The organism is Streptomyces sp. HNM0575 (genome assembly GCF_012726265.1).
Classification (GTDB): domain Bacteria; phylum Actinomycetota; class Actinomycetes; order Streptomycetales; family Streptomycetaceae; genus Streptomyces.
Map to the genome: position 1 here is coordinate 637,813 of NZ_JAASAG010000001.1, position 21,026 is coordinate 658,838.

The following is a 21,026-nucleotide window of genomic DNA, read 5'->3' on the forward strand; positions in this document are numbered from 1 at the left end:
AATTAGCGGCGGCTCTGGGCGGGGTGGGCCAGGGGCGTTGGGAGCTTCAGAACTCGAGCACGACCTGGAGGGCTTCGGCCGGGCGCCGGTCGAGCAGTTCGTACGCGCCCGCCGCCTCCGCTACCGGCACGACATGGCTGACGAGCGACCGCACGTCCACCCGCTCCTCGGCGACCAGCCGCAGGAACTCCCGCTGGAGCCGCTCCACGCTCCACCTCCCGGCCAGCTCCTGCGGTACGCCGCCGATCTGCGAGCAGATCAACTGCGCCCTGTTGTGGTGGAATTCGTCGCCGAGCCGCAGCCCCGCGCCGTCGCCCTGGTAGAAGCCGGACGCGACGACGCGTCCGCCGACGGCCACCGAGCGCAGCGCCTCGTGCAGCGCGGGATAGGCGCCGCTGATCTCGACGGCGGCGTCCGCGCCACGGCCGTCCGTCAACTCCCTTATGCGCTCGGCGACTTCGTCCTCACGGGCGTCGAGCGTCACGTCCGCCCCGTAGCGGCGTGCCACGGGCAGCCGCACGTCCAGCGCGTCGACCGCGATCACTCGGGCTCCGCTGAGCCGCGCGAGCCGCGTGGTCAGCAGGCCGATGACGCCCTGCCCGAACACCGCCACGTCCTCACCGAGGTTGACGCCCGCACCGAGCACGGCGTTGTACGCGATGGCGCCGACGCGCGCGAAGGCGCCGGCGAGCGGTTCGACCCCGGCGGGCAGCGTGTGCCCGGCCAGCCGCTCGCCCGGTACGACGCCCTCGCTGCGGTGACCCCAGATGCCCCACGCCAGCTCGCCGACCCGCGGCATCCCCGGGGTGTCCGCCAACTCCGGTGAGATCTCCGTGACTTCACCGACCTCGGAATAGCCCCAGCCGGCGACCGGATATTCGATGCCGGGTGCGCCGTCGCGGAAGAGCCTGGCCTGCGGGTCCCAGGTGCGGGTGAGGTAGGGGTTCGTGCCGCGGTACGCGGTCAGCTCCGTACCGGCCGAGATGCCCGAATACCGCGTGCGCAGGCGCACATGGCCGTGCGGCAGCGGTGCGCGCTCCTGCTCCGCGACCTCCACCTGCCGCGGGCCGGTGAACTGGACGACTCGCTCCACAACGCACTCCGGGGGCTCGGCTCTGACGTGGGCCTCTCAAGTTCCGTCGAAGATACATGAGAGATACGTCTTGTTAATAGGCAGAAGTGGTGCTGAGATGCAGGCCTGTAAAGCGGAAGCCGGGTGGGAACGAGGGCGGGACGAGACAGGAATGCGGATGTGGATGCGGCGCCGGGACGCCAGGAGGCGGGCAATCGCGGCCGTTGCGGCGGCAGTCGCCGTATCGCTGAGTGCCGCGCTGCTCGCGGGATGCTCGGCGGACGCGCAGTCGGGCCCCGCACGGCCCGACGGCAGGATCACGGTGTGGACGCTGGAGAACCTGCCCGCGCGCATGGCGGCGGAGAAGAAGAACGTCGCACGCTTCGAGAAGCGGACCGGCGTGGACGTCGAACTGGTCGGGGTCGACGAGGGCCAGCTCCCCCAACTGATCATGTCGGCCGCCGCGTCCGGCAATCTGCCCGACGTCATCGGCGCACTTCCCCTCGGCCAGGCCTGGCAGATGTACGGCAACGGGCTGCTGGACACCGAGGTCCCCGCCGGCATCGTCAAGCAACTCGGCGAGGACACCTTCAACGCGAACGCCCTCAAGCTCACCTCCGACGGTCCCGCCCGGCTCGCCGTCCCCTCCGACGCCTGGGTCCAACTCCTCGTCTACCGCAAGGACTTGCTGAGGAAGGCGGGCCTGCCCGCACCCGATGACTACGGGAAGGTGGCGAAGGCCGCCGAGAAGCTCGACCGCGGCCGCATGCACGGCATCTCGCTGGCGGCCGACCCCTCCGACGTCTTCACCCAGCAGAGCTTCGAGTACCTGGCGCTCGCCAACGACTGCCAGTTGACGCGCAAGGGCGAGGTCACGCTCGACTCGCCCGCCTGCCGCCGCACCTTCGCGACGTACGACGAACTCGCCCGCAAGCACGGGGCGCCCGGCACCCAGACCGTCGACACCACGCGCGCCACGTACTTCGCGGGCAGGTCGCCGATGATGGTGTGGTCCTCCTTCCTGCTGGACGAGCTGTCCGGGCAGCGGGCCGACGCCGTGCCCAGCTGCCCGCAGTGCAGGAAGGACAAGGAGTTCCTCGCCCGCAACAGCGGCATCACCACGGCGATGAAGGGTCCCGACGGCGGAAAGCCGGTGCAGTTCGGCGAGATCACGTCGTGGGCGGTGACGAAGACCGCCGAGACCGAGGCGTCCCGCGCCTTCGTGAAGTACATGCTCAGCGACGGCTACGAGGACTGGTTCGGGATGGCGCCCGAAGGCAAGATCCCCGTACGGGAAGGGACTTCGGACGATCCCCGCAAGTACACCCGCGCCTGGCACTCCAGCCCGCTCGGCGTCGAGGCGAAGGTGCGCAAGCCGCTGGACTCGATCTACCCCGACGAGCTGCTGGACGAGCTGAGCGGCGGCATCAGCGTGATGCGCCGCTGGGGCTTCCTCCAGGGCGAGGGCGCGCTCGTCGGCGCCACCAACGGTGAACTGCCCGTGGCCAAGGTGCTCGGCGCGATGACCAGCGGGCAGACCACGCCCGGCGAGGCCGCCCGCCAGTCCCGGGACGAGATCGACGCGCTGCGGCGGTCCCTGCGGTGAGCGGCGCCGACTTCCGGCCGGGCCGCCGTCTCCCCGTCCGCCGTCTCCCCGTCCGCCGTCGCCCGGTCACCGCCGCCGCCCGCGAGAACCGTGCGGGGCTGGCGTTCGTCACCCCCACCGTCGTGGTCGTGACCGTGGTCGTCGTGCTGCCCGTCCTGTGGACGGTGCTCCTCGCCTTCCAGAACGCGCGCCTCGTAGACATCCAGGGCATGGGCCTGCTCGGCGATTGGTCGCTGGAGAACTTCCAGGCCGTCTTCGGCTCGCCCGGCTTCTGGACCAGCCTGTGGACCACCCTGCTCTACACCGTCGGAGCGACCGCCGGCTCCGTCGTGCTCGGCCTGGTCGCGGCCCTCGCGCTGCGCAAGCCATTCAGGGGCCGCGGGCTGGTGCGCGGCGCGATGCTGCTGCCGTACGTGGCGCCCGTCGTCGCCGTCGCGTTCGTATGGGAGATCGCGCTGAGCCCGCAGTTCGGCATCGTCAACGAGTGGGGCGCCAAGCTGCTCGGCTGGGACGACCCGGTCGCCTTCCTCTCCACCCGCAGCTACGAAGTCTCCCTGGCCGGCCTGCACTTCGAGCTGCCGCTGGCCCTGCTGACCGTGATCGCGTTCGAGACGTGGCGCTACTTCCCCTTCGCCTTCCTCTTCCTGCTCGCCCGGCTCCAGGCGGTGCCCGACAGCCTGGAGGAGGCCGCGAAGGTCGACGGGGCCGCGCCCACCCAGCGCTTCCGGCACGTACTGCTGCCGCAGCTGATGCCGGTCGTGGCGCTGCTGTGCGTGCTCCGCTTCATCATGGAGTTCAACAAGTTCGACGACGTGTACCTGCTGACGGGCGGGGGCTCCGGCACCGACGTCGTCGCCGTGCGCGTCTACGACTTCCTCACCGCCCGCTTCGACGTGGGCGCCGCCGCTGCCCAGGCGCTCGTGCTCGCCGTGATCCTCATCGCGCTGCTGGGCCTGTACTTCGCCTTCTTCGGCAGGAAGGCCCAGGAGGAGTCCTCATGAGCGACGCACGCACCAACACCGGGCGCCAGCGGCGCGCGATGCCCGCGTCTGTGATCCGTGCGGGCGGAGACGGGGGCACCGCCCAGGCGGCAGCTGCGGGGGAGAAGAACAGCGGGAGGCGCCGCGCCCCACGCGCCCGAGTCCCCTTCAGCCGGGCCCGGTTCGAGGAGCGGCTGTTCGGCGTGCTGCGCTGGGCCGTGATCGCCCTCCTCGCCCTGGTCACGCTGGTGCCCTTCTACTACATGCTGCTGCTGTCGCTGAAACCCATCGACGCGCTCCTCCTCGACCCCGGCCGACTGTGGGTCTCCACAAGGGAGTTCACGCTCAGCACCTACGAGGAGGTGCTGCGGCCCACCTCCGAGGGCGGCCAGGGATTCCTCGGCATGCTGCGCAACTCCGCGCTCGCCTCGCTCGGCGCCGTGGTCCTCACCCTGCTCGCCGCGATTCCCGGCAGCTATGCGGTCAGCCGGCTGCGCTTCTTCGGCGGCCGGCAGCTGAGCGCGCTCTTCCTCGCCGTCTATCTCTTCCCGGCGACGCTGCTGGCGGTGCCGCTGTTCGTGATGTTCGCGAAGATCGGGCTGCAAGGCAGCATCGTGGGGCTCGCGATCGTCTACATCGCGCAGACCGTGCCCGTCTCGGTCTACATGCTGCGCAACTACTTCGCGACGATCCCCGTCTCCGTCGAGGAGGCCGCGGCCCTGGACGGCTGTTCGCGGCTCCAGACCGTCCGCAAGGTCGTACTCCCGCTCGCCGCACCGTCGTTGACGGCGACAGGTCTCTATATCTTCATGATCGCGTGGAACGAGTTCCTCTTCGCTCTGCTCTTCCTCGCCGCCACCCCGGAGAACTGGACGGTCTCCCTCGGACTCCAGCAACTGGCCAACGGCATCGAGGTGTCCAAGACCGTACTGATGGCAGGATCGGTCGTGCTGACCGTTCCCGTGGTGCTGCTCTTCCTCGCCGCGGAACGGCTGCTGACAGAGGGCCTGACCAGTGGGGCGGACAAGAGCTGAGGAGTCGATGACCGGGAACCAGGCGAGCGCGGGACATCTGCTCCGCCTCATCCGTGACGGCAGCGCCACCACGCGCGGCGCACTGCAACGGGCCACGGGGCTCTCCCGTTCCACCGTCGGCCACCGCCTCGACCAGCTCTTCGCGGCGGGCTGGCTGCGCGAGGGCGCGGCGGAGCCCGTCGAGGGCCCCGGAGGCGGACGGCCCTCCACACGGCTGGAGTTCGACGCCGGGCACGCCGTCGTGCTCGCCGCCGACCTCGGTACGCGGCACGCAGGCGCGGCCGTGGTCGATCTATCGGGCCGGGTACTGGCCGAACGCTCTGGCGCGATGCTGATCTCGGACGGCCCCGACCGCGTACTGGACGCGCTGGCACGGTGGTTCGCGGACCTGCTGGAGGAGACCGGCACCCCGCCGGAGCGGGTCTGCGGCATCGGACTGTCCGTGCCCGGCCCCGTCGACTGGGCGTCGGGCCTGGTCGTACAGCCGCCGATCATGCCCGGCTGGGACGGCTTCCCGATACGGGAGAGACTCCAGGAGGCGTGGGCGCGCCACATCTCCTCCGAAGAGCCCGCGGCGCCCGTACTCGTCGACAACGACGCCAACTTGATGGCCTACGCGGAACAGCGCGCCGCCCACCGCGACTGCGCCGCCTTCCTGCTGGTGAAGGTCTCCACGGGCATCGGCGCCGGCGTCGTCGCCGGCGGCCGGCTCTACCGCGGAATCGACGGCGGCGCCGGCGACATCGGCCACATCAGGCTGCACGACCGGCCCGAGGCGCTGTGCATGTGCGGCTCGTACGGCTGCCTCGCGGCCGTCGCCAGCGGGCGGGCGCTCGCCGCGCAGCTCACCGAGGCGGGCGTCGCGACCGACTCCGTCTCGGGTGTACGCGACCGGCTCGCGGCGGGGCAGCCGGACGCGGTTCGCCTCGCACGCGAGGCGGGCCGCAGGGTGGGGGAGGTGCTGGTCACCGTCGTCACGCTGCTCAACCCGGGTGTGCTGATGATCGCGGGCGAACTCGCGGGGACGCCGTTCCTGACGGGCGTACGGGAGCTGCTGTACCAGCGGGCGATGCCGCGCACGACCGCCCATCTGACCGTCGTCACCTCGCGGTTGGGGGAGCGGGCGGGGCTGCTGGGCGCCGCCGCGATCGTCGTCGAGGACCTCTACTCGCCGGACCGTGCCGACGCGCGGCTCGCGGCCCTCGGCGGCTGACCGGCCGCCCTCTCCGGCCCCGCGCCGCATCCCCGCATCCCCGCATCCCCGCATCGCCTGATGTCCCGTACGGAACGAGAACCAGGAGCCTCCGTGACCGAGACCCCGAGCCCGCCCCGGACCCCGTCCCCCGCCGAGCCCTGGACCGGCGACCCGGTGCGCGTCGGCCTCGTCGGCGCCGGCCCCTGGGCCCGCACCATGCACGCACGGATGCTCGCGGCCGGCCCGGAGACGGAACTGGCCGCGGTGTGGGCCCGCAGGCCCGAGGCCGCGGCGGAGACCGCCGCACCCTACGGCGCCCGTGTCGCCGCGTCCTTCGACGAACTCCTCGGCACCTGCGAGGCGTTGGCCTTCGCCGTACCGCCCGCGGTCCAGGCCGTACTGGCCCCGCGGGCCGCGCGGGCGGGCCGCGCCCTGCTGCTGGAGAAGCCCCTCGGACCCGACCTCGCGTCGGCCCGTGAGCTCGCCGGCGCCATAGCCGGCGCCGGCGTGGTCTCCCAGCTCGTGCTGAGCAAGCGCTACCACCCGGCCACCCGTGAATTCCTCGCCCGCGCACGGCAGTCGAAGGTCGCCGGCGCCCGCTCTCTCTATGTGCACGGCGCCTTCCTCGGCGGTGAGATGGCCACCGGCTGGCGCCTGGAGCACGGCGCGCTGCTCGACCTCGGCCCTCATCTGCTGGACCTGCTCGACCTCGCCGTCGGCCCGATCGCCTCCGTACGCGGCACGGGCGACCCGCGGCGCTGGATCGAGCTGACCTGCGAGCACGAGAACGGCGCCGTCAGCCAGGCGTCGCTGTCCGGTTCGATACGGGTGGCCCGCACGCGCACGCGGATCGAGCTGTACGGCGAGGAGCACGAACTCGTCTACGACGCCGCGGAGTTGGACCTCGAAGAGGGCTGGCCGGTGCTGCGCCGAGAGTTCGCCGGGGCGGTGCGCGGCAGGCGTGCGCCGGACCCGGACGCGGCACGCGGACTGCGGCTCCAGGAGCTGCTGGAGCAGGTGGGGCGCACGGCCGCCTGACCGCGCCGGTGCACCTGCTGTGAGGCGCGAGCCCGGGGAGATCCGGGACCGTCCCCGGATGTCCGCATTGTGAGACCCCCGGCGGTCCCTCGTGGGCGTGATTCTCGCCACCTTGATCAGGGGTGGGCTCAGATGAGCGCTCAGCTGTGCGGTCCAGATCTCCAAGGAGCAGTCGGCGACTTTACCGCTCCTAGATTCAGACCCCGAAGGCGACGGCCACCGAGAGTGGTGACAGTGACCGCTTCCGTGGCTCGACGGAGTCGTGGATTCGACTTGTGGAGTCCGGCTCTGCGGCCGTACGAGGAGGGCGCCGCCTTCGATCCTCGCCGTCCGGGTGGTTACGGCCCTTTGGCGTACCGCTGGACGTACGTCTCTGCCTTCGATCTGGGTACGCTCCCCGCCGTCAGGCCAGCCGTCCACAAGGGGTCGAGTCCCGTGCCGGATCACGAAGCAGCGCAGAAGTTCGTCTACGACTTCACAGAGGGCAACAAGGATCTCAAGGACCTCCTCGGTGGCAAGGGGGCCAATCTCGCCGAGATGACCAACCTCGGCCTCCCCGTTCCTCCCGGATTCACCATCACCACGCAGGCGTGCAAGGTCTACCTCGACAGCGGCGAGGAGCCGCCCGCGCTGCGCGAGGAGGTGAGCGCCCATCTCGACGCGCTGGAGCGGAAGATGGGCAAGAAGCTCGGGCAGGCCGACGACCCGCTGCTGGTGTCCGTACGGTCCGGTGCGAAGTTCTCGATGCCCGGCATGATGGACACCGTCCTCAACATCGGGCTCTCCGACGACTCCGTGCACGGCCTGGCGGCACAGTCCGGTGACGAGCGCTTCGCCTGGGACTCCTACCGGCGCCTCATCCAGATGTTCGGTGACACCGTCCTCGGCATGGACGGCGAGGTCTTCTCCGAGGCGATCGAGCAGGCCAAGAGCCTCAAGGGCGTCACCAGCGACGTCGACCTGGACACGGCGGACATGCAGAGCCTGGCGGAGAAGTTCAAGCACCTGGTGCTCAAGGAGACCGGGCGGGACTTCCCGCAGGACCCGCGCGAGCAGATGGACCTCGCCGTCAAGGCGGTCTTCGACTCGTGGAACGGCTCGCGCGCCAAGCTCTACAGGCGCCAGGAGCGCATCCCGCAGGACCTCGGCACGGCCGTCAACGTCTGCTCGATGGTCTTCGGCAACCTCGGCCCCGACTCCGGCACCGGCGTCGCCTTCACCCGCGACCCCGCCACCGGCCAGCAGGGCGTCTACGGCGACTACCTACAGAACGCGCAGGGCGAGGACGTCGTCGCCGGCATCCGCAACACGGTGCAGCTCGCCGAGCTGGAACAGCTGGACAAGCCCTCCTACGACCAGCTGATGCAGATCATGGAGACCCTGGAGACGCACTACAGGGACCTGTGCGACATCGAATTCACCATCGAGCGCGGCAAGTTGTGGATGCTCCAGACCCGCGTGGGCAAGCGCACGGCCGCCGCGGCCTTCCGCATCGCCACCCAGCTCGTCGACCAGGGCCTCATCGACGAGGCCGAGGCGCTTCAGCGGGTCAACGGCAACCAGCTGGCGCAGCTGATGTTCCCGCGCTTCGACAGCGACGGCGGCGTACGGAACGCCGACGAGATCGGCTGGGGCATCGCCGCCTCGCCGGGCGCAGCCGTGGGCAAGGCGGTCTTCGACTCGTACACCGCGATCAAGTGGTCCCGTTCCGGCGAGAAGGTCATCCTCATCCGCCGCGAGACCAACCCGGACGACCTCGACGGCATGCTCGCCGCCGAGGGCATCCTCACCTCGCGCGGCGGCAAGACCTCGCACGCCGCCGTCGTCGCCCGCGGCATGGGCAAGACGTGCGTGTGCGGAGCGGAGGAGCTGGAGGTCGACACCAAGCGGCGCTGCCTGAAGACGCCCGGCGGGAAGGTGATCGAGGAAGGCGGCGTCGTCTCGATCGACGGGTCCACGGGCAAGGTCTACGCGGGCGAGGTGCCGGTCGTGCCCTCGCCGGTCGTCGAGTACTTCGAGGGCCGCATGCACGCCGGCGCCGACGACGCGGACGAACTGGTCAAGGCCGTGCACCGGATCATGGCGTACGCGGACCGGGTGCGCCGGCTGCGGGTGCGGGCCAACGCCGACAACGCCGAGGACGCCGCACGCGCACGGCGCTTCGGCGCCCAGGGCATCGGACTGTGCCGCACCGAGCACATGTTCCTCGGCGAGCGGCGCAGCCTCGTGGAGCGGCTGATCCTCGCGGACACCGAGGAGGAGCGGGACGAGGCGCTGGAGGGCCTGCTGCCGCTCCAGCAGGGCGACTTCACGGAGCTGCTGGAGTCCATGGACGGACTGCCGGTGACCGTACGGCTGCTGGACCCGCCCCTGCACGAGTTCCTTCCCGACATCACCGAGCTGTCGGTGCGGGTCGCGCTCGCCGAGTCCCGCAAGGACGCCAACGAGAACGACCTGCGGCTCCTCCAGGCCGTGCACCGGCTGCACGAGCAGAACCCGATGCTGGGGCTGCGCGGCGTGCGGCTGGGCCTCGTCGTGCCCGGGCTGTTCACCATGCAGGTACGGGCGATCGCCGAGGCCGCCGCCGAGCGGAAGTCCGCGGGCGGGGACCCGCGCGCGGAGATCATGATCCCGCTGGTGGGGACCGTGCAGGAGCTGGAGATCGTACGCGAGGAGGCCGAAGCGGTCATCGCGGAGGTCGAGGAGCGCCACGAGACGGAGCTGAACCTCACGCTCGGCACGATGATCGAGCTGCCGCGCGCGGCGCTGACGGCGGGCCAGATCGCCGAATGCGCCGACTTCTTCTCCTTCGGCACCAACGACCTCACGCAGACGGTGTGGGCCTTCAGCCGGGACGACGTGGAGGCCAGCTTCTTCACGGCCTACCTGGAGAAGGGGATCTTCGGCGTCTCCCCGTTCGAGACGATCGACAGGGAGGGCGTCGGCGAACTCGTCCGCCTCGCCGTCGAGAAGGGCCGCGCCACGCGCCCGGATCTCAAGCTCGGCGTCTGCGGCGAGCACGGCGGCGACCCCGAGTCGGTGCACTTCTTCCACGAGGTCGGCCTGGACTACGTATCGTGCTCGCCGTTCCGCATCCCGGTCGCACGGCTGGAGGCGGGGCGGGCCGCGGCGACGGACTGACGGACCGCCGCGGGCACGGTCCGGGTTCCGGGCCGCGCCCGGCGGCCGGTTCACGTCCCGCGTCCCGCGTCCCGCGCCCCGTCCGCATCGCACTTCCCGGCCCGCCCCACGCCCATGCACCCTCACCGGCCGCGGGGCGGACCCCGGGAACCCGGGGGTGGCACCTGTGCGGAGGTGCCACCCCCTTTCATCGCCCGACCTCGGCCTGCTCTCGACTGACCGGCTCCCGACTGACCGGCTCTCAACTGACGTCCGGGCGACGGGCGTCGGCGTCCTCAGGGCGGGCGCCCGTCAGCTCACGTACGCCGCCAGGTGCTCGCCGGTGAGGGTCGAGCGGGCGGCGACGAGATCCGCGGGGGTGCCCTCGAAGACGACGCGGCCGCCGTCGTGGCCCGCGCCCGGCCCGAGGTCGATGATCCAGTCGGCGTGTGCCATGACCGCCTGGTGGTGCTCGACCACGACGACCGACTTGCCGGAGTCGACGAGCTGGTCGAGCAGGCCGAGCAGCTGCTCGACGTCGGCGAGATGGAGACCGGTGGTCGGCTCGTCGAGCACGTAGACGCCGCCCTTCTCGCCCATGTGCACGGCCAGTTTGAGCCGCTGCCGTTCGCCGCCGGAGAGGGTGGTGAGCGGCTGGCCGAGGCTCAGGTAGCCGAGGCCGACGTCGGAGAGCCGCCGCAGGACGCGGTGGGCGGCCGGGGTGCGCGCCTCTCCGGCGCCGAAGAACTCCTCGGCCTGCGCCACGGACATCGCGAGCACCTCGCTGATGTCGCGCTCGCCGAGGCGGTGTTCGAGCACCGCCGGATGGAACCGCTTCCCCTCGCACTCCTCGCACGTGGTGGCCACGCTCGCCATGATCGCCAGGTCGGTGTAGACGACGCCGGCGCCCTTGCAGTCGGGGCACGCGCCCTCGGAGTTGGCGCTGAACAGCGCCGGCTTCACGCCGTTGGCCTTCGCGAACGCCTTGCGGATCGGGTCGAGCAGCCCGGTGTACGTCGCCGGGTTGCTCCGCCTCGACCCGCGGATCGGGGTCTGGTCGATCGTCACCAGCCCCGCGTCCGCCGCACCTCGCTGCGCGGGCAGCGACCCGTGCACGAGGGAGCTCTTGCCGGAGCCCGCTACGCCGGTGACGACGGCGAGCACCCCGAGCGGGATGTCGACGTCGACGTCGCGCAGGTTGTGCGCCTTCGCACCACGGATCTCGAGTGCGCCCGTGGGCTTGCGCACCGTCTCCTTGAGCACGGTCCGGTCGTCGAGATGGCGGCCCGTGACCGTGCCGCCGGCCCGCAACTGCTCGACGGTGCCCTCGAAGCAGACGGTGCCGCCGGCCGTGCCCGCGCCGGGGCCGAGGTCGACGACGTGGTCGGCGATCGCGATCACTTCCGGCTCGTGCTCCACGACGAGCACCGTGTTGCCCTTGTCCCGCAGCTCCAGCAGCAGGTCGTTCATCCGCTGGACGTCGTGGGGGTGCAGGCCCGTGGTGGGCTCGTCGAAGACATAGGTGGTGTCGGTGAGCGAGGAGCCGATGTGGCGGATCATCTTGACGCGCTGCGCCTCGCCGCCGGACAGCGTGCCCGAGGGGCGGTCGAGCGAGAGATAGCCGAGCCCGATCCGCACGAACGAGTCGAGGGTGTGCCCGAGCTTCGCGAGCAGCGGGGCGACCATGGGGTATCCCCTGCTAGAAGAGCCCGGTGACGGCTGGGCGAGATCCCCGACCCAGGCGGCGAGGTCGTCGATCTGCATGGCGCACGCGTCGGCGATGCTGACCCCGTCGATCCGCGAGGACCTGGCGGCCTCGCTGAGCCTGGTGCCGTCGCACTCGGGACAGGCGGTGAAGGTGACGGCCCGCTCCACGAACTCCCGGATGTGCGGCTGCATCGCCTCCTTGTCCTTGGACAGGAACGACTTGCGGATCTTGGGGATCAGCCCCTCGTAGGTGAGGTTGACGCCCTCGACCTTCACCTTGACCGGCTCCCCGTGCAGGAAGTCATGCATCTCCTTCTCGGTGAACTCGCGGATCGGCTTGTCCGGGTCGAGGAAGCCGGACTCCGCGTAGACCCGCACGGTCCACCAGCTGTCCGACTTCCAGCCGGGGATGGTGAACGCGCCCTCGGACAGCGACTTGGAGTCGTCGTAGAGCTGGGTGAGGTCGATGTCGGAGACCGTGCCGCGGCCCTCGCAGCGCGGGCACATCCCGCCTGTGCGGTTGAAGGTCGCCTTCACTGTCTTCTTCGCGCCGCGCTCGACCGTGATCGCGCCGCTCGCCCGTACCGAGGGGACGTTGAACGAGTACGCGTTGGGCGAGCCGATCTGCGGCCGGCCGAGGCGGCTGAAGAGGATGCGGAGCATCGCGTTGGCGTCGGTGGCGGTGCCGACCGTGGAGCGAGGGTCGGCGCCCATCCGCTCCTGGTCGACGATGATCGCGGTCGTGAGCCCTTCGAGCACATCGACCTCGGGCCGCGACAGCGTCGGCATGAGGCCCTGCACGAAGGCGCTGTAGGTCTCGTTGATCATCCGCTGGGACTCCGCGGCGATCGTGCCGAAGACCAGCGAGCTCTTGCCCGAGCCCGATACGCCGGTGAAGACCGTCAGGCGGCGCTTCGGGAGCTCGACGCTGACGTCCTTGAGGTTGTTCTCACGCGCGCCGTGCACGCGGATCAGATCGTGGGTGTCGGCGACGTGCGGGGCGGAGGGCGGTGTGGCGGGCGGCTGCGCGTCTCCGCCCGCCGTCGCGCCGTTCCCCGTCGCGCCGTCCCGCGTCGCGCCGTCCCGCGCCGGGCTGTTCTCCGCCGGGCTGTCCTCCGTCGACCGGGCGCTCGTCCCGCTGTCGCCCGTCGTGGCCTTGCTCATGTCGTGGCCTTGCTCATGGTGTCTCCATCTGTGAGGCGTGGCCGCCTTCCCGGTCTTCGCCGGCGTCCTCACGGTTCACGGGTGGTGACCGCGGTTCGCCGTACGGCTCAGCTCCGCTCCTGGATGCGGATCAGGTTGCCGGCGGGATCGCGGAGCGCGCAGTCGCGGATCCCGTACGGCTGGTCGGTCGGCTCCTGGACTACCTCGGCGTCGCCTGCCTGCGCACGCGCGAAGGCGGCGTCGAGGTCCGGGGTGGCCAGCAGGATCCAGCCGAAGGTGCCCTTGGCCATCATCTCGGCGATGGTGCGGCGCTCGTCGTCGGTGACCCCGGGGTCGGCGGCCGGCGGCGCCAGCAGGATGGAGGTGTCCGGCTGGCCGGGAGGGCCGACCGTGATCCAGCGCATCTTGCCCTTTCCGACGTCGGTGCGGACCTCGAAGCCGAGGGTGTCGCGGTAGAAGGCCAGGGAGGACTCGGGGTCGTCGTGCGGGAGGAAGCTCGCGTGAATGGTGATGTCCATGGCGGTCACGCTAGGCGCGGCTCACGGGGCGGCGCTTCTCGATTCCTGACCGGTCTGGTCACCTGTTTCGCCACGCACGACGGCATTCCCGCCGTCGCGCCCGCGGCCCGCCGCCGGTAGACGCTGGGCGGCACACCCACCAGTTCGGTGAAGCGGGTGCTGAAGGTGCCCAGCGACGAGCAGCCGACCTCGAAGCAGACCTCGGTGACGCTGAGGTCCCCGCGGCGCAGCAGCGCCATCGCGCGCTCGATGCGCCGCGTCATCAGGTAGGCGTACGGGGACTCGCCGTACGCGAGCCGGAACTCGCGGCTGAGATGCCCGGCCGACATGTGCGCACCGCGGGCGAGCGCCTCGACGTTCAGGGGCTGCGCGTACTCCCGGTCGATCCGGTCGCGTACGCGGCGCAGGCGCGCGAGATCGCGCAGGCGCTGCGGGTGCTGGGAGTCGTACGAGTTCTGGGCGGCGGGCGAGGGCTGGGAGTCGTACGAGGGCTGAGGGGCGGGCGGGAGCTGCGTGCGCGAGGGCGGTGAGTCCGGGGAGGGCCGTGAGTCCGGCGAGGACCGCGGGTGCCGGTCCGCCTGTGGCGCTCCCGCGCGCTCCTCCCGTTCGCCGCCGCGTCCGGGGGCATCCCGGAGGGACGCCCGGATCCGGGGCCGTGCGGCCGGCAGGGAGGATCTGTTCGTCATGTCCGGATCGTGCCACGTCGAGGTGGCGTTGCCCAGCGGTGCCGAGGGGAGAGGTGGCACCCGGGGACGAGGTGCCACCCCCTTGTGCGTCAGGCCGCGGCGCCCTCGATCCCGTCGCCGTCGCCGTTTCCGTTGCGGTTGTTTCCGTTGCGGTCGCTTCCGTCGTGGTCGCCGGGGCCGTCGTCGTCTGCGCCGTGGTCGTCGTACTCGTCGTACGGGACACGGTCGTCGATGACGATGCGGACGACGCCGCCCGGTCCCCCCGGCCCGCCCGGTCCGCCGTGGGCGTGGGCGAGGGCGCCCTGGATGCGGTTGTAGGTCTGGGCGGCGAGGTGGTGGGTGCCCGGCGAGGTGCCGAGGCTCTGCGTGACCTGCCAGAGCGCGTCCGCGAGGCCGAGGAGGCTGCGCCCGGAGAGGCCGATGCGCACGGTCCCCCTGTTCCGGCCGCCGCCCCTGTCCGTGCCCCGGTCCGTGCCCCTGTCCGCGCTCCCGTCACCGCCGCCGGCGGGCGTGATGTCGACGGGCATGCGGAAGTGCTCGCCGCCGCTTGCCTGTTCGGTGAGGAAGGCCCAGGTGTCGCGGTGGCAGACGAGTTCGGCGTTGGCGATGCCTGCCGCCTGGGCGAGCAGGTCGTCGTGGGGGTCGTGGTCGTGCGGGCTGTCGTCGAGGGGTACGGGCAGCGGCTCGGCGTCGAGGTCGTGGGCGGGGAGGGGATCGGGCAGCGGATCGGGCTCGGGCTCGGGCTCGAACCCGGGTCCGGCTCCGGCGGGCGGTGCGGCGAGGGCCTCGGCGGCGTCCGCGCGGCGGCTCTCGATGAGCCGGTGGAGGTCCGCCAACTCCCGCCGGGCGGCGGCGATGTCGCGGCTGTTGGCCTCGCTGTTGCGGCGGGCGTCGTCGATGCGGTTGCCGAGGTCCGTGTGCGTGTGGGCCAGGGCGTCGATGCGGCTGCGGGTCTCGGTGAGGCCGTCCCGTAGCGCGTCTCCGATGCAAGTGATCTGTTCCGTGAGGTGCTTGACCGCCTTTTCGATGCGTTCGATGCCGAATGCGAATGCCAAGTCCGTGGCCCCTCCCTGTCGTGACCTGCCGTGCGCTGTGCCGGGGAGAGGCTTTCCGTGCGGGGTCGTCGCGACGCGGCGGCTTTCGGTCGTACGTGACGGGCCGGCGGCCGATAGCAGACCCTGCGGGACCTGCGGGACCTGCGGGACCTGCGGGGCTTACGGGCCTTAACGCGGCACGCACGTCCACGCCCCCGGCCCCGCTCCGTGCCCGCTAAAGCTCCGCGCCGATGCTCTCCGCCGTACGCCGCAGCAGCAGGGCGAGTTCGGCCGCGCGGGCGCAGTCGAGACGGATGCTCGGGGCCGCGATCGTCACCGCCGCGACGCACGTGCCGAAGCGGTCGCGTACGGGGACTCCGACGCCGTGCACGCCCGTCACGCTCTCGTCGAGATTCAGGGCGTAGCCGCGGGACCGCGTCACCGCGAGGTCGGCGACGAGCGCGTCCACGTCGGGCAGGGTCGCCGAGGTGAGCGACGGGAGGCCGCGGCGGTAGCGGGCGCGTGCGGCCTCCGGGGGCAGTTCGGACAGCAGCGCCTTGCCGCCGGCCGTCCCGTACGCGGGCACGCGGTCGCCCGTGCGCGTGCCGACGCGCAGCGGGTGCGGGCCCTCGACGCCGTCGGCGAACCGCGAGTCGGGGCCGTCGAGCACGAGGAGGTTGGTCGTCTCGCCCGCCTCGTCCCGCAGCCGCGCGAGGTGGCCGTGCGCGACCTGCACGAGGGTGGGCTCGTCGACGGCTCCGCGGGTGAGCGCCAGCAGTACGGGGCCCAGCCGGTAGCGGCGTCCGCCGGACTCCTGCTCGACGAAGCCGTGGCCGCGCAGCGTCGTCAGCAGGCGGTGCGCGGTGGAACGGGCCACTCCCAGGTGGTCGCTGATGTCGGTGACACGGGCGCTCTGGTGGCCGCGGAGATAGACCAGGGTGCGCAGGGCGTTGTCGACGGAGCTGGCGGCGTAGACGTCGCCGGTGCGGTTGTCCCGCCGCTCCTGCCGCTCCTGTCGCTCCCGCCGGTCTTGCCGCTCCCGCTGTTCCGGCCGCGTCTGCCGCTCCTGCCGTTCCTTTCGCCCGGTCATGGACGGGGCCTGCTTGTTCGGCATAGCAGAAAACATATCGCAGGCCATTCCGCACATCACTCCGCGCGTCTAGCTTGTCCGGCGGCTCGCGCCCCGCCCCCTCGTCGTCCCCCCCTCGCCGTACACCGCCGCCGCGGCGTACGGCATCGCAACAACCGCTACGGAGACTCCATGAAGGCTGTATCGGGAGACCCTTCCTCAGTCGAGCCGCGTACCGGCGCGGGCACCGCCGCCGAAGGCCGCGGCTGGCGCCCCTGGCACACCCTGTGGGTGCTGCTGCTCCTGGGCTGGACGGTCAGCGCCGCGGACAGAGCGGTCACCGGTCCCGTCGTGACCTGGATGATCGACAACCACGTGGGGTTCCTCGCGGACGCCCCGCATCCGCACGCGCTGGGCGGTCTCGTCGGCGGGCTGTTCTTCGCCGGCTACATGCTCACCCAGTTCCCCGGCGGCTACCTCGGCGACCGTTACGGGCACCGCACCCTCATCGTCGTCAGCCTGCTGTGGGCGGGCGTCGCCACCATGCTGACGGGCTTCATCGGCGGCCTCATCGCGTTCATCGTCGTACGTGTGGTCACCGGCCTCGGCGAAGGGGCCTTCTACTCCAACGACCGCACCCTCATCACCGCCACGACCCCTGAACGCGACCGCAGCCTCGCCATGGGCGTCGTCATCACCGGCCTCTCCATCGGCATCACCATCGCGATCGTCTTCACGCCCGAACTCATCGAGTTCGGCAAGGTCTTCCTCACCCAGGTCGAGGCCTGGCGGATGGTCTTCTGGGTGCTGGGGCTGGGCACCGTGATCGTCGGCGCGGGCGTCGCGTGGTGGTTCCGCGAACATCTCACCTTCTCCGGCGTGGGCCGGGCCACGCTGCACCTGGGCGCCTACTCCGCCGTCTCGCTCGCCCTCGTCATGGGCGTGTACTGGCTGGGCACCGGCGTCGGCCTGTCCGAGCTGTGGGTGGCCCTCCTCGAAGTCGCCCTCGCCGTGGGCCTGGTGCTCTTCGCGCTGGGCCGCAAGGGCACGGAGATCGGGCCCGTCATCAAGAACCGCGACCTGTTCCTGCTGTACGTCTGCAACATCGCGATCCTGTGGAACCTGTGGTTCTTCAGCTACTGGTCCGTTGCCATCGTGGCCGGGGCGGCGAACTCGTCGTTCATGAGCGCCGCCCTGACCGCGGGCTTCAACGCGGGCGCCGGCATCCTCGGCTTCCCGGTCGGCGGCTGGCTGTCGGACTACGGGCTGCGCCGCGGCTGGGGCCGCAAGGGCATGATGCTGACCTTCACCGGCATCCAGGCAGTGCTGACGCTCGCCTTCGCCTGGTATCTCAGCGCCGCCGCGCATCCCTCGCTGTGGGTCATGGGTCTGCTGCTGTTCACCGCGAGCCTGTTCTTCAACGCGCTCCAGCCCGTCGGCCACGCGCTGACCGCCGAGCTGGCACCGGCCCGGCTGCGGGGCTCGGCGTTCGGCATGGAGAACCTCATCGGCGAGATGGGCGCCGTGCTCTCCCCGGCGATCAGCGGTGTGCTGCGCGACAGCACCGGGGACTGGACGGCGGCCGTCTGGGCGGACGCGGCGATCGTCGTCGTCGGCTTCTGCATCCTCACGCAGGTCCGCTACCGGCCGCCGGTCGAGGCGTAGGGGCGAGGGGCCGCAGACGGCCCCGCGCCCGCTCGCGCTCGCAGGCCTCCACCAGTACGCGGGTCCGGCAGCCCACCGGGCCCGTACGACCAAGGCAACAGGAGCTCCACAGCCATGCCCACCGTCCGCGACGCGGCGCTCGACGTGATGCGCCGGTACGACCTGACCACCGTGTTCGCCAACCCGGGCTCCACCGAGGTGCCCTTCCTCGCCGGTCTCCCCGGCGACATCCGCTTCGTGCTCGCCCTCCACGAGGGTTCCGTCGTCGGCGCCGCCACCGGCTACGCCATCGCCCGGGACGCGCCCGCCCTCGCCCTGCTGCACACCACGGCCGGCCTCGGCAACGCCGTGGGCGCGCTGTCCACCGCGCGCGTCAACCGCGCGCCGCTCGTCGTCATCGTCGGCCAGCAGGATCGCCGGCACCTCGTGCAGGAGCCGTTCCTCGCGGGGCGTCTGGAACAGCTCGCGGGGGACCATCCCGTACGTACGGAGACGCCGCCGCGCGCGCAGGACGTGCCCGGAGCCGTCGCGCGGGCCGCGCACGCCGCCCGTACGCTGCGCGGCCCGGCCCTCGTGATCGTCCCCATGGACGACTGGGCGCAGCCAGCCGAGGAGTTGCCGCTTCCCGCGCCCGATGCTGTGCGGCTCGCCGCCGCCGCCGATCCCGGTGCCGTACGGGAGGTCGCCGGGCTGCTGGCCGCGGCCTCCGCTCCCGCGCTGGTGGTCGGCGCCGGGGCCGACCACCCCGTCACATGGGAGGCGTTGACGGTGCTCGCCGAGCGGACCGGCGCTCCCGTCTGGCAGGAGTCCTTCGGCGCCCGTGCGGGCTTTCCGCAGGACCATCCGCGTTTCGCGGGGCATCTGCCGGCCGACCGTACGCGGCTGCGGGAGACCCTCGGCCCGTACGACCTGGTGCTGAGCGTGGGGGCGCCGGTCTTCCGCCAATACCCGTACGAGGAGGGGCCGTTGGTGCGCCCCGGCACGCGGATCGCCCTCGTGACCGACGATCCGGCGGAAGCGCACCGTGCGCCCGTGGAGCTCGCTGTGGTCACCGGACTGCCCGCGTTCTGCACGGCGTTGGCGGACTCGGCCGCCAACGGCGCCAGCGGCGCCAGCGGCGGCAGCGGCGGCAGCGGTGACAGCGGCGGCAGCGGTGGCGATGCGGGCCGGGACGGCGGCAGGGACGGTGGCGGGGGAGGCGAGGAGAGCGGTGGGAGCCGTTCCGCGAGGCCCGTGCCGCCTCCTCCTCCCGAGGAGGGGGAGCCGCTGCGCGCCGCACATGTGCTGGCGGAGCTGGCGCGGCGGCTGCCCGCGGAGACGGTACTGGTGGAGGAGACCCCGTCCAGCCGCCCCGATCTGCACGCCCTGGTGCCCGCCCGTCGCCCGCTGGGGTTCCTCAGCGCCGCGATGGGGGCGCTCGGCTTCGCGCTGCCGGGCGCGATCGGCGTGCGCATGGGCGCGCCGGAGCGGCCGGTGGTGGCGGTCGTCGGGGACGGATCGGCGCTGTACCAGATACAGGCGCTGTGGACCGCGGTGCGCTACGGGGTGGGCGTCGTCTTCGTCGTCCTCGCCAACGGCCGTTACGCGATCATGGACCGGCTCGCGGAGAAGCACGAAGACACCGCGCCCTGGCCGGACTTCGAAGAGGTGAGCGTCTCCGGCATCGCGCAGGGCCTCGGCTGTACGGCGCGACGCGTCGACGGACATGCCGCACTGTGCGCGGAATTGGACGCGCTCCTTCCCGAACTCGCGGGCAGCACAAGGCCGGTGGTCCTGGAGGTCACGGTGAAAGCGGACGAGAACTTCCAGCCGTGAGCGCGGCCCCGGAAGTGAGTTCCCGAACTCCGGGCCTCAACTCCGGCCCTCAAGTCCGGCCCTCAAGTCCGGTTTCCGAGTTCGGACTTGAAGTATGCCCTTGGAGCCGTCGGCCGGGGAGTCACGCCCCTTTTTGAAGTCCCTTACGGGAAAGGGGTGTCGGGCAAGGGCGGTTTCCGGTCCGTGAATTGCCGGCGGCGGCCGTTCTCCGGATGTCCGGTGAACGGCCGCCGCCGGCGCCGCGGTGCGTCGCGATGGATATCCGCGGCTTCCGCGGCTTCCGCGGTTTCCGCGATACCCGGGATTTCCGTCAGTACGGTCCGTTGACGTTGTCGATGGAGCCGTACTGGGCCGCCGCGTAATTGCACGCGGCCACGATGTTCGCGACGGGGTCGGTCATGCTGTCGGCCGTGCCCTCGACGTGGTACTGGTCGAAAGTGGGCTTGATGGTCTGGAGCAGACCCTTGGACGGGGTGCCGTTCTGGGCGTTGACGTCCCAGTTGTTGACGGCGTTCGGATTGCCGCCGGACTCCCGCATGATGTTCCGCTTGATGCCGTCGTAAGTGCCGGGAATCTGCTTGGCCTTCATGATGTCCAGCGCCTCGCGGATCCATCCGTCGAGGTTGTTCCCGTACTTGGAGCCGGACGAGTGCGTGGCGCCGCCCTGCGGTGCCTGACCGCTCTGCTGTCCGCCGCTCTGCTGTCCGCCGCCCGAGCCGGCGGCCTTGACGTCGAGCGTGAGCTCGTCGCCGGGCCGGATCAGGTCCGGGTCGGAGCCGACGGTGTCCCGGTTGGCCTCGTACAGCTTGCGCCAGCCGCCCTCGGTGTCGTTCTCGCGGGAGATCGCCGCGAGGCTGTCACCGGGCTTGACGGTGTACTTCTTGTCGCTTTTGTCGCTTTCGTCCTTCTTCTCGCTCTTGACGCTCGCGACGTCGCCGGTCTCCTTGGCCGTGTCGACGGTCTGCGGCTTGCCGGCGGAGGCGGCGTGCGCGCTGCCGGTTCCGATGAACGGGAGGGCGAGCCCCGCGCCGCCTGCGGTGACGGCGAGGGAGACGCGCGAAATTCTGCGCGCTATACGGCGATTGGGCTGACGACGGTGTCGACCGCGTCCGGACATAGGGCGTTTCCTCTCCTGCGCCTGCGAGGTGAGCTGTCGGATTCGGGCTGGAGTGGCCCGGCCGTGCGAATACGAGGGGGCATTCGCATACGGCTTCACCCCTAGCCGTGCGTTCCTTCGGGTGCGGAACGCGCGGCACTTACTTGGGTCCCCCGCTCCTGCCGGGCTGGGATTGCGTTGTTTTCCGTCGCCGGGCGGCAGGATTC

Annotated in this window: 15 protein-coding genes and 1 riboswitch; of the genes, 8 read left to right on the top strand and 7 right to left on the bottom strand. The window is 71.5% G+C overall.

Going from position 1 to position 21,026, the window contains the following annotated elements; all coding sequences use genetic code 11:
* Positions 1-46 precede the first annotated feature (46 nt).
* Positions 47-1,093: a zinc-binding alcohol dehydrogenase gene (locus HCC61_RS02600; protein ID WP_169133545.1), complete on the bottom strand. Its 1,047-nt coding sequence runs from the start codon at positions 1,091-1,093 to the stop codon at positions 47-49.
* Positions 1,094-1,256: 163 nt separating this feature from the next.
* On the opposite strand from HCC61_RS02600, the gene HCC61_RS02605 reads away from it, so the two are divergent.
* The 6 genes from HCC61_RS02605 (at position 1,257) to ppdK (ending at position 10,066) form a co-directional block, all read left to right on the top strand.
* The gene (locus HCC61_RS02605; RefSeq protein ID WP_169133546.1) at positions 1,257-2,678 is read left to right on the top strand and encodes an extracellular solute-binding protein; all 1,422 of its coding nucleotides are present in this window, start codon (positions 1,257-1,259) and stop codon (positions 2,676-2,678) included.
* Positions 2,675-3,679, top strand: coding sequence for a sugar ABC transporter permease (locus tag HCC61_RS02610; protein WP_169133547.1), 1,005 nt, complete (start codon positions 2,675-2,677; stop codon positions 3,677-3,679). The genes HCC61_RS02605 and HCC61_RS02610 overlap by 4 nt, the downstream gene beginning before the upstream one ends.
* Entirely contained in the window at positions 3,676-4,692 is a 1,017-nt protein-coding gene (locus HCC61_RS02615; RefSeq protein ID WP_240968352.1) for a carbohydrate ABC transporter permease, read from the top strand. The genes HCC61_RS02610 and HCC61_RS02615 overlap by 4 nt, the downstream gene beginning before the upstream one ends.
* Before the next feature lie 7 nt (positions 4,693-4,699).
* Complete coding sequence (locus HCC61_RS02620; RefSeq protein ID WP_169133548.1) at positions 4,700-5,905, top strand: ROK family protein; 1,206 nt, start codon at positions 4,700-4,702, stop codon at positions 5,903-5,905.
* 93 nt (positions 5,906-5,998) lie between these two features.
* Entirely contained in the window at positions 5,999-6,925 is a 927-nt protein-coding gene (locus tag HCC61_RS02625) for a Gfo/Idh/MocA family oxidoreductase (protein ID WP_346776987.1), read from the top strand.
* Positions 6,926-7,360: 435 nt separating this feature from the next.
* Positions 7,361-10,066, top strand: a complete 2,706-nt coding sequence (gene ppdK, locus HCC61_RS02630; protein ID WP_169133550.1) for a pyruvate, phosphate dikinase — start codon at positions 7,361-7,363, stop codon at positions 10,064-10,066.
* A gap of 291 nt (positions 10,067-10,357) precedes the next feature.
* Here the strand turns inward: ppdK and HCC61_RS02635 are convergent, their stop codons facing one another.
* From HCC61_RS02635 to HCC61_RS02655, 5 genes are all read right to left on the bottom strand, one after another.
* A complete protein-coding gene (locus HCC61_RS02635) occupies positions 10,358-12,916 on the bottom strand; it encodes an excinuclease ABC subunit UvrA (protein ID WP_169133551.1) in 2,559 nt (852 codons plus the stop codon).
* 107 nt (positions 12,917-13,023) lie between these two features.
* Entirely contained in the window at positions 13,024-13,434 is a 411-nt protein-coding gene (locus tag HCC61_RS02640) for a VOC family protein (protein ID WP_169133552.1), read from the bottom strand.
* Between the two features lie 5 nt (positions 13,435-13,439).
* Entirely contained in the window at positions 13,440-13,859 is a 420-nt protein-coding gene (locus HCC61_RS02645) for a helix-turn-helix transcriptional regulator (RefSeq protein WP_169133842.1), read from the bottom strand.
* 350 nt (positions 13,860-14,209) lie between these two features.
* On the bottom strand, positions 14,210-15,175 hold the full coding sequence (locus HCC61_RS30050; protein ID WP_206321941.1) for a hypothetical protein: 966 nt from the start codon (positions 15,173-15,175) through the stop codon (positions 14,210-14,212).
* Between the two features lie 214 nt (positions 15,176-15,389).
* Entirely contained in the window at positions 15,390-16,268 is an 879-nt protein-coding gene (locus HCC61_RS02655) for an IclR family transcriptional regulator (RefSeq protein WP_240968353.1), read from the bottom strand.
* A gap of 147 nt (positions 16,269-16,415) precedes the next feature.
* Here HCC61_RS02655 and HCC61_RS02660 point away from each other — a divergent pair, with 147 nt between their 5' ends.
* Together HCC61_RS02660 and HCC61_RS02665 are read left to right on the top strand one after the other, a co-directional pair.
* Positions 16,416-17,888: an MFS transporter gene (locus HCC61_RS02660; RefSeq protein WP_169133553.1), complete on the top strand. Its 1,473-nt coding sequence runs from the start codon at positions 16,416-16,418 to the stop codon at positions 17,886-17,888.
* A gap of 114 nt (positions 17,889-18,002) precedes the next feature.
* On the top strand, positions 18,003-19,703 hold the full coding sequence (locus HCC61_RS02665) for a thiamine pyrophosphate-dependent enzyme (RefSeq protein ID WP_169133554.1): 1,701 nt from the start codon (positions 18,003-18,005) through the stop codon (positions 19,701-19,703).
* 310 nt (positions 19,704-20,013) lie between these two features.
* On the opposite strand, the gene HCC61_RS02670 is transcribed toward HCC61_RS02665, so the two are convergent.
* Positions 20,014-20,820 (bottom strand): LysM peptidoglycan-binding domain-containing protein, encoded by an 807-nt coding sequence (locus HCC61_RS02670; protein ID WP_169133555.1) that lies wholly within the window; start codon positions 20,818-20,820, stop codon positions 20,014-20,016.
* A 5-nt stretch (positions 20,821-20,825) separates the two neighbouring features.
* A riboswitch (cyclic di-AMP (ydaO/yuaA leader) is annotated at positions 20,826-21,007 on the bottom strand.
* Between the last annotated feature and the right edge of the window lie 19 nt (positions 21,008-21,026).

What these genes read in the sequence shown, in the direction of transcription:
- HCC61_RS02605 (WP_169133546.1), top strand. Translation starts at nt 1,257, where the DNA reads ATGCGGCGCCGGGACGCCAGGAGGCGGGCAATCGCGGCCGTTGCGGCG.
- HCC61_RS02655 (WP_240968353.1), bottom strand. Translation starts at nt 16,268, where the DNA reads ATGCCGAACAAGCAGGCCCCGTCCATGACCGGGCGAAAGGAACGGCAG.
- HCC61_RS02640 (WP_169133552.1), bottom strand. Translation starts at nt 13,434, where the DNA reads ATGGACATCACCATTCACGCGAGCTTCCTCCCGCACGACGACCCCGAG.
- HCC61_RS02615 (WP_240968352.1), top strand. Translation starts at nt 3,676, where the DNA reads ATGAGCGACGCACGCACCAACACCGGGCGCCAGCGGCGCGCGATGCCC.
- HCC61_RS02670 (WP_169133555.1), bottom strand. Translation starts at nt 20,820, where the DNA reads ATGTCCGGACGCGGTCGACACCGTCGTCAGCCCAATCGCCGTATAGCG.
- HCC61_RS02620 (WP_169133548.1), top strand. Translation starts at nt 4,700, where the DNA reads ATGACCGGGAACCAGGCGAGCGCGGGACATCTGCTCCGCCTCATCCGT.
- HCC61_RS02660 (WP_169133553.1), top strand. Translation starts at nt 16,416, where the DNA reads ATGAAGGCTGTATCGGGAGACCCTTCCTCAGTCGAGCCGCGTACCGGC.
- HCC61_RS02665 (WP_169133554.1), top strand. Translation starts at nt 18,003, where the DNA reads ATGCCCACCGTCCGCGACGCGGCGCTCGACGTGATGCGCCGGTACGAC.
- HCC61_RS02635 (WP_169133551.1), bottom strand. Translation starts at nt 12,916, where the DNA reads ATGAGCAAGGCCACGACGGGCGACAGCGGGACGAGCGCCCGGTCGACG.